This is a genomic window from Clostridium sp. SM-530-WT-3G (genome assembly GCF_012843905.1).
Taxonomy (GTDB): domain Bacteria; phylum Bacillota; class Clostridia; order Clostridiales; family Clostridiaceae; genus Clostridium.
Genome location: NZ_JABAGC010000022.1, coordinates 18,665 through 34,376, shown reverse-complemented (window position 1 = coordinate 34,376; position 15,712 = coordinate 18,665). Strand labels below are relative to the sequence as shown.

At 28.3% G+C, this 15,712-nt stretch carries 10 protein-coding genes and 2 pseudogenes; 3 read left to right on the top strand and 9 right to left on the bottom strand.

The annotated features are described in order from the left end of the window. Window positions 1-37 precede the first annotated feature (37 nt). Together HF850_RS09305 and HF850_RS09300 are read right to left on the bottom strand one after the other, a co-directional pair. Window positions 38-1,024, bottom strand: a complete 987-nt coding sequence (locus tag HF850_RS09305) for a glycosyltransferase (RefSeq protein ID WP_169105164.1) — start codon at window positions 1,022-1,024, stop codon at window positions 38-40. Window positions 1,025-1,096: 72 nt separating this feature from the next. After that, on the bottom strand, window positions 1,097-2,317 hold the full coding sequence (locus HF850_RS09300; protein ID WP_169105163.1) for a glycosyltransferase family 4 protein: 1,221 nt from the start codon (window positions 2,315-2,317) through the stop codon (window positions 1,097-1,099). A gap of 288 nt (window positions 2,318-2,605) precedes the next feature. Here HF850_RS09300 and wecB point away from each other — a divergent pair, with 288 nt between their 5' ends. After that, window positions 2,606-3,676, top strand: coding sequence for a UDP-N-acetylglucosamine 2-epimerase (non-hydrolyzing) (wecB, locus tag HF850_RS09295; protein ID WP_169105162.1), 1,071 nt, complete (start codon window positions 2,606-2,608; stop codon window positions 3,674-3,676). Window positions 3,677-3,762: 86 nt separating this feature from the next. On the opposite strand, the gene HF850_RS09290 is transcribed toward wecB, so the two are convergent. The 3 genes and pseudogenes from HF850_RS09290 to HF850_RS09280 all read right to left on the bottom strand — a co-directional run. Then, the gene (locus HF850_RS09290; protein WP_169105161.1) at window positions 3,763-5,625 is read right to left on the bottom strand and encodes a nucleoside-diphosphate sugar epimerase/dehydratase; all 1,863 of its coding nucleotides are present in this window, start codon (window positions 5,623-5,625) and stop codon (window positions 3,763-3,765) included. Window positions 5,626-6,094: 469 nt separating this feature from the next. Next, window positions 6,095-6,748: pseudogene (locus tag HF850_RS09285) on the bottom strand (sugar ABC transporter permease); the annotation flags it as partial. Further along, window positions 6,742-7,194, bottom strand: a pseudogene (locus HF850_RS09280) (PTS transporter subunit EIIC); the annotation flags it as partial. The pseudogenes HF850_RS09280 and HF850_RS09285, both read right to left, overlap by 7 nt. Window positions 7,195-7,200: 6 nt before the next feature. On the opposite strand from HF850_RS09280, the gene HF850_RS09275 reads away from it, so the two are divergent. Continuing rightward, on the top strand, window positions 7,201-7,416 hold the full coding sequence (locus tag HF850_RS09275) for a hypothetical protein (RefSeq protein ID WP_169105160.1): 216 nt from the start codon (window positions 7,201-7,203) through the stop codon (window positions 7,414-7,416). Between the two features lie 88 nt (window positions 7,417-7,504). After that, window positions 7,505-8,239, top strand: a complete 735-nt coding sequence (locus HF850_RS09270) for a MurR/RpiR family transcriptional regulator (protein ID WP_169105159.1) — start codon at window positions 7,505-7,507, stop codon at window positions 8,237-8,239. 82 nt (window positions 8,240-8,321) lie between these two features. Here the strand turns inward: HF850_RS09270 and HF850_RS09265 are convergent, their stop codons facing one another. The 4 genes from HF850_RS09265 to HF850_RS09250 form a co-directional block, all read right to left on the bottom strand. Continuing rightward, window positions 8,322-9,293, bottom strand: a complete 972-nt coding sequence (locus HF850_RS09265; RefSeq protein ID WP_169105177.1) for a DMT family transporter — start codon at window positions 9,291-9,293, stop codon at window positions 8,322-8,324. A gap of 257 nt (window positions 9,294-9,550) precedes the next feature. Further along, window positions 9,551-10,252 (bottom strand): sugar phosphate nucleotidyltransferase, encoded by a 702-nt coding sequence (locus HF850_RS09260; RefSeq protein ID WP_169105158.1) that lies wholly within the window; start codon window positions 10,250-10,252, stop codon window positions 9,551-9,553. A gap of 128 nt (window positions 10,253-10,380) precedes the next feature. Continuing rightward, complete coding sequence (locus tag HF850_RS09255; protein ID WP_169105157.1) at window positions 10,381-12,231, bottom strand: NTP transferase domain-containing protein; 1,851 nt, start codon at window positions 12,229-12,231, stop codon at window positions 10,381-10,383. 159 nt (window positions 12,232-12,390) lie between these two features. Further along, window positions 12,391-15,510, bottom strand: a complete 3,120-nt coding sequence (locus tag HF850_RS09250) for a cadherin-like beta sandwich domain-containing protein (protein ID WP_169105156.1) — start codon at window positions 15,508-15,510, stop codon at window positions 12,391-12,393. Window positions 15,511-15,712 lie beyond the last annotated feature (202 nt).

Below are 15,712 nucleotides of genomic sequence, written 5' to 3'. Positions count from 1 at the left end.
CACTATAAAATAAACAATATGAAATCACTAATTTTGTTTATTTTCTAAGCTTTCCAAATACTTTCATCATAAATTCTGGGCAATGTAGCATTCCCTTACTTTGAATCAAGAATCTTAAATTATATAGATTTAGTTTTTGCATCTTATATTTCTTTAATGCTTTCTTTATATCATCTCTTTCTAAGAAATCCATAAGATTTTCAGTAAAATTTTCATCCTTTGTAAATACTGAAAATATGTGCGCTATTGAATAAGGAATTTTGAATTCAACAAGATATTTTGTTATAGGTTTATATTTTTCATCAAATTCCACATATTCTAATAAATCTATGTATGAATTGTAACAGTCAAGATGTTTTAACGAAACATTTTGAGTGACTGAATTACTCCATATTACATAATAAGCAAGAACTTCGTTTACTGAAATAACCCTGTTAGCAAATAATAATGCTTTAACAACAAAAATCATATCTTCTCCGTACTTTCTAGTACTGTCAAATGTAAGATTATGCCCTTTAATAAGAGATGTTTTATAAATTGCACTTCTCATTCCTATTGTTATTTCATCCTTAAGCTGTCTTAATGCTGCATCTTCTCCTCTTATAGGACTGTTTAAATAATTAGTTCTATTTTTAACTAATACATTTCCATTTTCATCAACTTCACTATAATCACAGAAAACAATCTCGCAAGATGTTTCTTTAGCCTTATTATACATTTTTTCTATAAATGTATCTTCAAAATAATCATCTGAATCTAAAAATGTAATAAATTCTCCAGTAGCTTCTCTTATACCTCTGTTTCTTGCTGCACTAACTCCAGCATTTTCTTGAGTTATGATTCTGTAATTAAGTTCTGTCTTTTCTAATAACTCTTTTGCAATTTCAATACTTCTATCTTTAGATCCATCATCTATAAGCAGAAGTTCAAAATCACTGCATGTTTGATTAATGATAGATTTTATACATCTTTCAATGCATGCTTCAACATTATATACTGGAGTAATTATTGATATTTTAGCCACGGTAAAAAACCTCCTTTAAATTGAAAAATTAAAATTTAAATTTGGAGCATATTAAATGTGAAATTTGGAGCATCACTTAATTGCATTTAAAAATCTTTCAGCTAATGGATGGTACATATGATTTTCTAATACATATTCTCTTCCGCGTTTTCCCATCTCTACTTTTTCTTCATCACTTAGCTTTTTAATTTTCATAACAGCTTCTACTACTGCTTTTGGGTTTTCTGCTGGTACACTTATACCACATCCACAATCTTTAACAGGATCATTTGATGCTTCTACAGCATATATAACAGGTCTTGCAGCCATCATATAATCAAATAATTTATTAGGACTTACACCATAATTAAATAAATTTTGCTTTTTTAAACTTATAAAACATATATCTAATAGTTGAAGTACATTATCCATATTATCTTTAAGAACTGGATCTAAGAATTCTACATTACTAACATTATTTGCTTTTGCATATTCAATTAATTCATTTTTAACATTTCCCTTACCAACTAAAACATACTTAATTTTTTTATCAGTTGTTTCTTTTCCTGCATCAATAAGAGTATCTAAAACATTTGCAGGAGAATGATTTCCTGTATATCCTACTAAGAAATATCCTTCTTTCTTCAACTGTTCTAATCTCTCTATTGTCTTTTCTTTTGGAGGATTTTTTTTCTCATCATTTACTATTATTCCGTTTGGAACATATACAAACTTATCTGTACTAAAGCCTCTTTCTTTAATATGTTTATCTGCATCTGGTAAAATAGAAACTATAACATCTGAATTTTTAAATGCAAAATCCTCTGCTCTTTGAAGTATGACTATAGCAGGATTGTTTTTAGAAAATCCTCCTATTTCCATTGGACTAAGTGGCCATAAATCATGTATTTCAAAGCAAAGTTTAGCATTGCATCTATTTGCAATTCTATAAGCTGGATAAACATCTAAAGGATAAGTTGATGAAGCTATTACTGCATCTGGTTTATATTTATCAGCTATCATTTTATAATTAGTTCTTAACTTCCACATAAATGTCGAAATATTTTTTATTCTTCCAACACCATTTCCTTGATACTTAGGTGTCTTAACCCATACATATCTTATTCCATTTACCATTTCCTCTTGAAAATCTCTCTCTATAACAGGATTGTTCTTTCTTAAATGTGAAAAGTCTGCACCTAATATAGTTACATTATGCCCCATCTCTTTCCATTCTCTAGCCATATAATACGGTCTAAATTCCATTCCATGATAATCTGAACCTGCATAATGATTTATAAGTAAAATGTTCATTTTAATTTCCCCTTTAATCTAAAATAATACTATCTAAATATAATTTAACCATTCTATGATTAAATCAACCTTTAAATAGATAATTATAACCTGTACATATTTTAATAATTTATTTTATAATTAGATTTTATTAGTATAGATCTAATCACAAATCATAATTTTGCTTCAACCTATTAATTATATCATAGGGTATTAGCAAAATCTATTACATGTTCATTGTATATTACGGTTTATATATGATAAAATATATCTAGAATTATTACAAAAAAATTCAGAGGAGGTAAGTACATGAAAGTACTAACTGTCATAGGTGCTAGACCACAGTTCATAAAAGCAGCTACGGTATCCAATAAAATAAGAAAAAATAACAACACTGAAATTCTAGTACATACTGGACAACATTATGATAATAATATGTCTGATATATTTTTTGATGAGCTTGGAATTCCAAAACCTGATTATAATTTAAGCATAGGCTCATCTAACCACGGCCATCAAACAGGCAGCATGCTTATTGCCCTTGAAGAAATATACTTGAAAGAAAAACCAGATATAGTTTTAGTTTATGGTGACACAAACTCTACTCTTGCTGGTTCACTTTGTGCAAGTAAACTTCTTATACCTGTTGCTCACGTTGAAGCTGGTCTTAGAAGTTTTAACAAAGCTATGCCTGAGGAACAAAATAGAATTCTTACAGATCATATTTCAGATCTTCTATTTACACCAACTCAAACAGCTGTAGATAACTTAAAAGCAGAAAATATAACAAACGGCGTTTATAATGTAGGTGATGTTATGTATGATGCTATAAACTTATTTAAAGAAAGAGCAAAAGAAGTTTCTACAATAACTGAAGATTTAGGTTTAGATAAAGGAAGCTATATATTATCTACAATCCATCGTGCTGAAAATACAAATAGCCAAGAAAGATTAACATCAATAGTTAACGGATTAAATGAATGTGGACAAAAAATAGTTCTTCCACTTCACCCAAGAACAAAAAAATATATTGATCAATATGGTCTTAAACTTGGAGATAATATAAAAATAATAGATCCTGTAGGTTACTTAGAAATGGTTTCTCTTCAAGAAAATGCTTGTAAAATAGTTACAGATAGCGGCGGAGTTCAAAAGGAAGCTTATTTCTTAAAGAAACCTTGTATTACAATGAGAGATGAAACTGAATGGGTTGAAACTGTTAATAACGGATGGAATGTTCTAGTTGGTAGTGATTCTAATAAAATAATAGGTGCTATTACTAACTTTAACCCAACAGGTACTCCTCCATCAGCATTTGGTAATGGAGATACTTCTACGTTAATTACTGATATAATATTTGAAAAATACGGTAACAAATAATAACGAGTTCAAAATTTTATATAAAAAAGAAAAAGCCAAAACTGGCTTTTTCTTTTTTATATTCAAATTCTTAATTAATCTCTATTCTACTCTTTATCAGCATTATCAGCCGCTATTTCTTCTGCATTCTTATAGTGGTATGTTGGTACTATTTTCTGCATTTGACGCTTAATCTCTGATATATCATCCATCTGTAACAGTATTTTCAACTGTTCAAGTTTTTCTTCTAATGTATCCATACTTTCAAATGTTGGTTTACCAACATGAATTTTTTCATGTACTGTATCTTGTAAGCCTTCTTCACTCATTAGAAGTTCTTCATATAATTTTTCACCTGGTCTAAGTCCTGTAAATACAATCTTTATGTCTTTTCCTGGTTCTAATCCAGAAAGTCTTATTAAATCACATGCTAAATCATAAATCTTAACTGGTTTACCCATATCCAATACGAATACTTCTCCACCTTTAGCAAATGCTCCTGCTTGAAGAACTAGCTGAGCTGCTTCAGGAATAAGCATAAAGTATCTTATTATCTTCTTATGAGTAACTGTTACAGGGCCACCATGTTCAATTTGTCTCTTAAATAATGGTATAACAGATCCATTACTTCCTAATACATTACCAAATCTTACTGCAACAAATTCAGTTTTCGATTGCTTATCCATTGCTTGAATAATCATTTCGCATAATCTCTTAGTTGCACCCATTATATTAGTAGGATTAACAGCTTTATCTGTAGATATCATTACAAATCTCGATACGCCAGCATCACTAGCTTCTCTTGCTAAATTAAGTGTTCCAAATACATTATTTTTAATAGCCTCTTTTGGACTATCTTCCATTAATGGAACATGTTTATGAGCTGCTGCATGGAATACAACATCAATCTTATATTTAGTAAATACTTCATGTAACCTTGCTCTATCTCTTATAGATCCAATTAATACGCTCATTTCAAGATCTGGATAATCTTCTTTAAGCTCATTTTGAATATCATAAACATTATTTTCGTAAATATCAAATAATACTAATCTTTTAGGATTATATACTGCTATTTGTCTACATAATTCAGATCCTATTGAACCACCAGCTCCAGTTATTAAAATAGTTCTTCCTTCTATATAATCAGCTATTCCTTTATTATCAAGTTGAATTGGATCTCTTCCTAATAAATCTTCTAAATCTACATCTTTTATTTTACTCACTGTGGCTTTTCCACTTATTATTTCATACATTCCTGGAACTATTTGAAGTTTACAATTAGTCTCTTTACATATATCAATAATTTCAGACTTATTTTTAGCATCAAGTGATGGTATAGCAATTAAAATCAAATCAATTTCTTGCTCACCTGCAATATAAGGAATATCGTATCTATTTCCTTCAATTTTTACACCTGATATTCTTTTTCCAAGTTTACTTTTATCATCATCAATCAATACAATTGGATTGTATTTAAGTTCTCTTCTTGCCATCATTTCATTTATAAGCATAGTTCCTGCAGATCCTGCTCCAACTATCATTACTCTTCTTTGATCACTTGAATATTTAAATGGAATATAAAGAAGAGTTCTTCTGTATACTCTATACAAAATTCTATATCCTAGCACAAAGAAAATACTTAATAATATTCCAACGACACAAACATTTAAAGGTATTGTTGAACCCAACAATCTAGTATATGCAATTGATAATATCCCAGCAGATATATTTCCTCCTACCCCTAACAAGAATTCATCTGTACCAGTTAAATGCCATAAGCTTTCATACATTTTAAATAAATAAAAACATACAACATAAATTAAACTCAATGCTACAACATCGTGAGCATATATTTGTGATATTAATCTAAATTGCTCTCCCTTTACTATATTTATAGAAAATAAATATGCCATGTTAACCATGAATATATCTATAATCATAACTATTAACGTCTTCCAGTATTTCATTTAAGCTTTCCTCCAATCTGGAAACATATTTTCTAAAAAGCAAATTTTATTAATTTTGTTATTTCTACTCTTTGAATTATACTAATATTATTTTTCTTATGCAATAAATAGTGGTTTTCTTAAGTAAAAAGTCATATTTTCCAATTATACATAAAATATTAAGCAATTTAATATCATAATTAGCATCCAATCAATTTATTTTTCCAGAATCCAATACAATTATACATACTATTTTATTATAACATAAAAGCTGAAGTAATTATGAAAAATTTCATATTACTTCAGCTTATTTTATATATAATTCAATTTTAATACTTGTAACTTTGCAAACTTCTTATTTAATATCAGTCCTCCTATTTATTACATAAAAAACTATTCTTTTACACCACTGCCCCCTACACCTTTCATAAACCATTTTTGAGCACATAAAAATAGTAACAAGAAAACAATTACCTCAATGCATTCAAGTTTAATAATGCACCCATTTTTTTGATGTTATAAATTGTATTCCTGATAATATCCCTATAATTATCAACATTACAGTAGCAACTGCTGTAGCTTCTCCAATATTAAAATTCTCAAATGCAGTCTGATAGTAATAATACAATAATGTCCTTGTACTTCCTGCTGGCCCCCCTTGAGTTAATACCTGAATTTGGTCATATGCCTGAAGAGAATTAATAGTTGTTATAATTGTAAGAAAGAAAGTAGTTGGTGATATTAATGGTATAGTTATATTTTTAAATTTTCTAAATGAATCTGCTCCATCAACAGAAGCAGCTTCATATAATGAATTTGGTACTTTTTCCAATGCTGTCAAATAGAATACCATTGCCCATCCCAATCCTTTCCATACTGTAACTATTATTACTCCTAAAAGAGCAGTATCTGAGCTTTTAAGCCACTGACATGATGGCATATTCAAAAAATTCAATACTTTATTAGCAAGTCCATAACGAGGTTCAAAAATCCAACTCCACACTATAGAAACTGCAACTGTCGGTGTAATCCATGGTGAAAAAATTATAGCTTTATATATTGAACTCCCACTTAATTTATCTTTAATAATATATGCAATTGCAAGTCCCCCGGCTAATGTAGGAATAAGAGTTCCTGAGGAATAATTTCCGAAGAAATAGTAAAGTAAAGTATTAATGCATTTAATGGTGGTACTATAATAAATGGTACAGCCATTAATGGATTCATTACTATTGGAGTACCGAATAGTATTGGCTCATTAATATTGAATAAGTTTGGAACTATTGCTAGTTTTCCCAACTGTCTATATTGAGCAGATTTTGCTAAAAATAACATTACAAGTGTAAGACCTAATGTTTCACCGCTACCAGTTAAATTAATGAAACTATCATAGAATTGTTGAGTAACTATATGAGCACCATGAGCTAAATCTAATTGACCTGCTACTTGAAGAGCTGCATTATCAGCAGTATTTGGAGTTAAAATACCATTTACAACACCTTCTGGTACACCTTCTGGCATATGAATCTTAATATCCTTTTTAATCATTGAATAATATACCCATCCAACTAATAATCCTATAATAATTGCACAAAAATGCAAACATTAATTGATACAAAAACAACATTATTAAATATTCCAAAAGTAATAACTGAAACTGTCCCAGAACTTCCTGGGGAAAAAGTATCAAACGATATAAATAAATTTATAAATACTGTTCAGGAGAAAGCTTCTATTACATTGAATTCAGATAGACTAGTTGGTGAAACATTTTTCTATAAAAGAACACCTATAGTAATCAAAATGTTATAATATAGATTATTAATAGTAAATATTTATTTATTAATGAAATTTAACCCAATAAATAACTACTGACTTTTGAAAAAGGTGGCTGAATATAATGTTTAATAGTGAAGTAATACAAAGTTTTAATGATATAGAATTGTTATTATATAATTATATAATAAGAAATAAGGACAAGGTTATATATATGACCATAAGAGAATTAGCTAAGGAATCACATGTATCAACTACTACAATTTTAAGATTTTGTAAAAAAGTAAATTGCGATGGATATTCCGAATTCAAAGTAAAGCTTAAGATTTTACTTGAAAAAGAAGAAAAGTATACGATAAATAAAGATAATTTCTTCTTAATTGATTATTTTAAAAAACTTAATAAATCAGAACTTGATACAAAAATAGAATCCATATGCAACTTAATAATCTCATCTAAAAATCTTATTTTTATTGGTTCAGGAACTTCTGGTATCCTATGTAAATATGCTGCTAGATATTTTTCTGCAACAGGAAGATTTGCCACATATATAGATGATCCTTATTTTCCTACAAATTATAAAGCATATGAAAACAGCCTTATTATTGCTTTATCGGTTTCTGGAGAAACACCTTCTATTATAAATCTTATGAATACATTCAAAAAAGCAGATTGTTCAATTGTAAGCATAACCAATAGTGAAAATTGTACTATCTCTAAAATGTCTGATATTAATATTGCTTATTATGTTCAACCAGAATCCATGGGAATTGCTAATATTACAACACAAGTTCCAGTCCTTTATATAATTGAATCAATCGCAAAAACACTGCACTTTAGTCAGACAATACTTTCTTAACCTAAAAAGACTCAGGATGTAAATAAAATCCTGAGTCTTTTATTAATTTATAATATTTTATAATTATTCTTTATATCTTAGATTATATTAATTCAGCACTTTCCGCATTATCATTATTTTCAGATACAGGTTCTTTTGCTACAAAATATACTCCAACTATAACTAATATACTGCTTATTATTGTTGATACTCCAATATCAGTTCCAAGGAATAATTTATCAAAAACTATTGACCATACTACGTATGTAATATTTAATCCCATAGCTCTTGTAGCTCCAATTCTATATATAGCATTATAATAGCATAGATATGAAACTGTTCCTGCTAAAGCCGTACCTGCAACCCACCATAATACACTTGTTCTTAATATTTCAAAGCTTAATCCAATTCCTCCAACTACAGGAATTATTAATAGCCCATAAACAATAGCTGATGTCATTTGTCTTATTTGAAGTGCAAATTCTGATGATACTTCATCTCCCTTCATTCCATAAGCACAAATAACACATTCACTTCCCCATCCTATTACACAAAGGAAAGCACATAAAAAACCTGCTATACTAACTCCATTTTCACCTGATGAATATCCTAATATAGATACACCTATAATTGCAGATATTAAACCAATCCAAGCTTTTTTGTTCATCTTTTCTTTTAATATAAAATATGCAAGTATTGCACCAACAGCAGGATATAATGAAGATATGATTGCTGTATAAGATGGTCCTATAAGCTTAACAGCTAATAAATATCCAGTCATACCTACTGGTCCACCCATTAATGCAGCTATTACTACAAATAATGCACTCTTTGTTCTCATTGCTCTAAATAAATTTCCCCACTGCTTCTTAATTCCTAAGAATATAAAAGTCCATATTGCTGAAAAAGCATCATGGAAAAATGCTGTTACAAAGGGTGCTAAAAATACTGCTTCTTTTGGTAAAAAAGGAGCCATACCAAGTACAATTCCCATTAAAACTGTATCAAGTCCCCAACATACCGCTGATGAAATTCCACTTATAACACCAATTTTATAATTATTCTTGCTCACAATAAATCCCCCTTTATATTATTGAACATATATTACTTAATTTCTATTTTATTATTCTAACTTCCTTAAAGTTCATTTTTTGAACAATTTTATATTATCATTGTTCATTGTTCATTACAATATGTTCAAATCAAAATATATTATTAATCAAAAAAACTTATATGATAAGATGCTCCATTAACAATAGGTTACCTATCACATAAGTTTTTATTAATAAATTATTTATAAAAATCCAAGATAAAAATAATATTATATTAACCTTATTTACTTATTTTTAGTGTTGATTTTAAATATTCAAGATCGTCAAGAGTATCTATTTCAAAGATATCATTAGAACCGATTTTCTCAATACGAACATCCATATCATCAAAACTATCTACAGCAATATTATCCCAGTAAATATCCATAAGTTTATCTTTTTCTACTGCTTCTTTTACTCTTCTAGCTATAATTTCGCCATCTTTAGCAGTCCAATAAGAAGCTCCACTCATTATATAATCTGGTTTATCGCCTTCTTTTCCTATTTCAATACCATATATTCTTCCGCTTTCATCATATTTAAAAATCCATTCATTAGCAATGTTCTCTTTACATGCTGAATAGTATATTGATGTTTCTGGTTTCTTTTCAGGAATAAAATTTCTAGTTAAATAGTTATCTGCATCAATTACAAATGCATCTCTTAAATATTCTCTTACAAGATACATTGTATAGATATTATTATAAACATCATATTTATCATTAACTATCTTTATAAGATTATACTTCTTAACTATATCATCAAATTTCTCATGCAGATATCCAGTAAGAACTATTATTTCTTCAATACCTCTTTCTCTCAAGTTTATTATCTGCCTTTCAAGAAGGGACATTCCATTAACTTCTATTAAAGATTTTGGTGTATTTTCAGTAAGTGGTCTAAGTCTTGTGCCCATTCCAGCGGCCATTAATATTGCTCTCATTTTATCCTCCAAACTTCTTCAGTTAACAGTTAAAAGTTCACAAGTAACAATTAACAGTTAGTATTGAATTTTATTTAATAATTTACTTAGTTTAAACTATAAATTCATATTTATTATTTAGTTCTGAACTAAAGTCTTTTTAAATATTCTTTAGCTCTATTATATCTATCTATCCCATAAGTTCCAAAATCATCGCCTTCTGCTTCTTTAATTAATGTCCATACTGCCCATAAGAAATCCTGGCATATTTGATGTATTAAAAGTCTTCTTCTTGCACTTTCATCTACTTTATCTCCATTAAAATACAATCTAAACATCAATTCTATATCATCTTCTGAGAATTCATTTTCTAATGATAATGCAGCCAAATCCCACATATCATCATTAGTTCCACTATACTCCCAGTCTATAAGATAAATTCTTCCTTCTGTATCCTTAACAAAGTTTTCAGATACTAAATCATTATGTGATGGAACTGAAACTGCATTGCATCTTTTAAGCTCATCCTCAAGTGCCATTACTTTACTTCTAACTTCATCATAATCTTCAAAGAAATCGCCATTATCTTTTTTCAATATTTCTTCATATTTTTCTAACTCTCTGAACATATTAAATTCATTATCCATATGGAAATCCTTGCATTCATGAAGATCTCTTAGTATTTTCGTAACCTGTTTTAAATTTTCTTCCTTTTTAATGCTTCTATTAGTAAGTGTTTCTGCATTTTCAATAAACTTAGAAATTTTAACCCCTGTTTCAAGATTGAAATATGGTACTTCTACATTAAATCCTTTTTCAGATGCAATTGCTGAATTGAACATTTCCGTATTTCTATTTATCATTCTATCAGTTCCTGTACCTGCAACTCTTAATATATATCTTGTACCCTTAACACAAATTCTATAATTTTTATTAGTCATTCCACCTGCTGATGTCACTTCAGTTATATCACTTTCATTTACCTTTAATGCTTCACATACAATCTTTTTTATACTGTTTATTTCATAACTTAACTCTCTTCTTCTTATCGTAGGATAAAGGTGATTTTTTATCTTTTCATATTCCTTTAATGTATCTGCATCTCCCCATGCAAGGTCATCAATTTTTACAAATCCTATATTATAATTTCTAGCAACATCTAAAAGAACATATTCATAATTTAAATATGGATTAACATTTCCTTTAAATTCTTCAAGCATCATTTGATATAATTTATAAGAAATCTTCGTTATCCCAATCATTTCTCCATCTATTCTATTGAATTGATGAATATCCTTTGACATTTTGAATAAGTGATTATCTCTTATTTCAACAAATGCTTCATCTCCAGATCCACTTTCATTAGTAAATAAGATACAATCTCTTTCAGGACTTTCCACTAGTTCCTTTATTGCTCTTCTCTCAAAAATAAGGTCATTTTCAATAAGCAAGAAATCATCATCAACATATTCTTTAGCTAAAGATAAAGAATGCATTGTACCAGTCCATTTATATACATCACTTTTAACAAGCTTTACATTTTTACTATTCTTAAAATATTCTTCATATTCTTCACTCTTATAACCTGTTATAATAACAATCTTAGTTACACCATTTTCTTTTAATATATTTAAAGTTCTATCTATAAGTTTAAAATCTTGAATCTCTAGCATTCCTACTGGTTTTCCAAAATCATCAGCTCTTCCAGCTGCAAGTATTACTGCTTGTTTAACACTTTTCTTTTCTTCTTCATGAAGCTTTAATCTTGTATTTTTTGCCGATTCAAGATTTTCCTCTAAAAATTTCATTCCTTTTTCTGTAACCTTATATAATATTCCTCTGTTATTTTCAATCCTATTAATAAATCCCTCTTCTGTGAATTCCTTTAATACAGAATTAATCTTTCCAAGAGACATATTTGTTCTCTTAGCCAACTCTCTCTGATTAATATTAAAATTATCATTTAAAGTTTTTAATACTTCTAATCTATCCTCTAACATTGGAACTCCCCCTCATTTATTAGCTTTGTTTCCTACAAATAATTAATAGCTTAATAAATAAATTTAAAATTATGTTCGTTTTTTGAACTATAATTATTATATTCCCAAAAATTCCAAAAGTCAAACCAAAATAAAAAAGCTCCGAAGAGCTTTTTTATTTTAATAATACATTGCACCATCTTGCGCAAACTTATATAATTGTCCATCAATATACATTGATGTATTTACTAACATTTGTCCATTTTGTGTGAAATAATACCACTTGTTATTTAAATTTAACCATCCTTTTTGCATTATTCCTCTTGGATTTAAGTAATATGTAGAACCATCTACATATATCCATCCAGTTTTCATTTCACCAGTTGATGGATCTAAATAATAAGTCTTTCCATCAGTATCTACTTTCCATCCAGTTGCTCTGTATCCAGAACTATTTAAATAATAATATTTATTATTAGTCTGAACCCATGCATTCTTAACTTGTCTTCCTTTTTTATCATAGTATACTACTCTTCCATCAGATGTAGTTCCCCATTCATCATACTTAGTATTATCTATCCAGATGTTGTTATCATAATCATAATAAGAGTCATCTTTATTCCCATAATCATTATTATTATCTGAACTTGATGTAACTCTCTTGACTATAAGAGTATATGTTGTTTTACTCTTACCATCTTCTGATGTAACAACAATTTCTATTTCTTTCTTTTGAGTTCCTACAAGACTAACACTAATTGCTGTGCTTACATATATCTGACCGTTTACTGTAACCTTTGCTTCAGGATCTTCTGCAATTGGAGAAACTGAAATTTTATTGACAGTTTGATCTACATATACATTAGTTGTATATTGAGAAGGATCAAATTCATAATCTCCTGTGCTTAAAGCAATACTTTTTAATTTAGAATTTCCACCTTTAGTATTGTTAGTTATTCTTACCGAATAATTTTTTGTACTTTTTCCATCCTGCGCAGTTACTTCAATATTAACAGTTGTAGTTCCTGATTTATTCAGTGAAAGTTCAAGTTCCTCACCTGAATACAATTCATATTGTTCACCAGTTTCTTGTATAGTAGCTATCATTGATTTTACATTTTCATCTTCTGGTATAACTGTAATTAATGATGATTTTTTATCTTTATCAACTTTAACTTCATAATCAAAATTTTCACTACTAAATCCTTTTTTCCCAGATAAAGTTTCTAAAGTTTCTCCTTTAATTTTTATACTGCTTAAATTCGCATTGTCAGATTTTATTACTCCATTATTACCTTGATTATCTTTTATATTAGCACGAATATTAAAAGTATATTTTCTACCTACAGGGTAACTTTTTATAACTTTATATTTTGTTTGTCCATTTTCATCCTCATATTTTTCAACTTCATCATAATAAGCTTGAACAATCATGCTCTTTGCATTACCAAAGTTTATAGTTAAATCACTATTTCTAGCACCTGAATTTTCATTAATTGTATTTTCCTTTGATTCTTCAGCTTCCTTAGCACTTCCACCATTAACACTGTCTGATAAATAAACTTTTAAATATTCATTAGTTTCAGTAGTGCTAACAAGACCAATGTCTACAGTTCCTTGTCTCTTAGTATATAAATCATAATTAGGTCTATCTTTAGAGAATTTTATTTGTTTAGATTTTGCTTCATTTGAGTCATTTTTTTCGCATGCCCCTTCCGCTGTTAAGAATGTGTTATCTCCTTCATCATTTCCATCAAATTTTAAATCCATATTAAAATTTTCTGTAGCTGTATCTGGAGAAAGAACTTTTAAATTATATCTACATACAAGCTTACCTTTGTTATAAACCGATAATACAATAGTATTCTCATCACCCTTATTAAATGGTATAAACTGCTTATTATCAATAAGTTCTATATTAGGATCTGTATATTCCTGTCCATTTAATGTATACTTTAAAGATAATTCATAAGTCAAATCTACACCTTGTCCACTTTGAGCTACTAAAGTAGGATTAAAGCTTATAAGCCCTGCCTTAGGATCTATATGTACTTCACCATTATATTCTAAAATAGTTCTTTCTTCATCTTTCTTTTCTTCTATTTCAAATCTTTTACCAATATATGCTTTTACATCTTTATTATCATTATATTGATATTTTGTAAGACCAGCTTTCTGCATACTAAAGTCTTCTGCTGGTGATTTAGGTGGATATCTAAGTTCAATAGAATATAATTTACTAATAGGTCCAATGACACCATTTTCTGTTCCAGTACCATTTATATTTACTACTATTAATTCACTAGTTGAAATTTTGCTAAGACTACCCTTTATAGAGTTATTTTCAATTTCAGTATTTGTCTGTTCTGTTCCGTTTTTATAAACTTTTACAGTACTACTATTGTTAATTTTCATACCAAAAGTCATGGTATATGTAAGTGTTTGTAATGAATCTGGTACTTCCCATGTATATCTTAATGGAATTTCACTATCAGCCTTAGCATCAGCTTCATATAAGAAAGGAGCTTGGTTATTTTCTTTATCAATTTCTAGATCTCCTATTTTATCAGCTCCAATATATTGATAAAATCTTAGTTGTTGTATTTGATTGATAACGAATTTTTTACCGTTATTTATTATTATTTCTTGTCTAAAAGTTTCACTATCTGAATTTTCATCTGAATATGTAACCTTATTAGTAGTAGTATCATAAATTGCTTTTTGCTTTTTTATTGTTACTTCATATTCAATTCTATTTACTCCAAGTGGTAAATTTACAATAGTTTTTCCTAATCTTTTTTGTCCTATTACACTTCCACAATCCTCTATTGTTACACCTATTTGTCCAATAGATGCTTTACCAGCACTTAACTCTGATGGATCAGCAACTAAGCCGTCAATATACTTAATTTTAATTTCTTGACTAACTATCTTTTTTTCAGTTTCATATGTTTTTTGAGAATACCCATTTCCATTAAATCCTTTTTCAGCTAACTTTTCAGCTTCTTTTCCCAATTCATCTTTTGTAACCGTAATATTATTTACAAATATATCAAAACCCTTTTGAGGCGCAAAATCTGTACTATAAACATCAATACTGCTATCAACAGAATCCTTATAAGGTTTGATTTCCTTAGGATTATTTGCCTCACTGACTTTTATAGTCGCTGCTGCAATTAAATCATCACTACTAGCTGCATATGCTATTTTCATACTATGAAAATAATTAACAGGCAACAATGATATTATACTTACAAAAACAACTAATAATGATATAATTCTTTTTCCAATTTTTCTCATTATTCTTTCCCTCCCCTAATTTATTTACCTTTTAATATTCTCAAAATTATAATTAGTTAGCTAATTGTATATTAAATAAATTTTTAATTATACTACTATGCTTTATATCGATATATTTAACAAATTCTTTAATTTATTACAAAAAAATATCACTATAGAATTTATCTATAGTGATATTTTTCTTCCCAAAATAAAATATAAA

What these genes read in the sequence shown, in the direction of transcription:
- HF850_RS09255 (WP_169105157.1), bottom strand. Translation starts at nt 12,231, where the DNA reads ATGTTAGAGGATAGATTAGAAGTATTAAAAACTTTAAATGATAATTTT.
- wecB (WP_169105162.1), top strand. Translation starts at nt 2,606, where the DNA reads ATGAAAGTACTAACTGTCATAGGTGCTAGACCACAGTTCATAAAAGCA.
- HF850_RS09300 (WP_169105163.1), bottom strand. Translation starts at nt 2,317, where the DNA reads ATGAACATTTTACTTATAAATCATTATGCAGGTTCAGATTATCATGGA.
- HF850_RS09275 (WP_169105160.1), top strand. Translation starts at nt 7,201, where the DNA reads ATGCAAACATTAATTGATACAAAAACAACATTATTAAATATTCCAAAA.
- HF850_RS09270 (WP_169105159.1), top strand. Translation starts at nt 7,505, where the DNA reads ATGTTTAATAGTGAAGTAATACAAAGTTTTAATGATATAGAATTGTTA.
- HF850_RS09290 (WP_169105161.1), bottom strand. Translation starts at nt 5,625, where the DNA reads ATGAAATACTGGAAGACGTTAATAGTTATGATTATAGATATATTCATG.
- HF850_RS09260 (WP_169105158.1), bottom strand. Translation starts at nt 10,252, where the DNA reads ATGAGAGCAATATTAATGGCCGCTGGAATGGGCACAAGACTTAGACCA.
- HF850_RS09250 (WP_169105156.1), bottom strand. Translation starts at nt 15,510, where the DNA reads ATGAGAAAAATTGGAAAAAGAATTATATCATTATTAGTTGTTTTTGTA.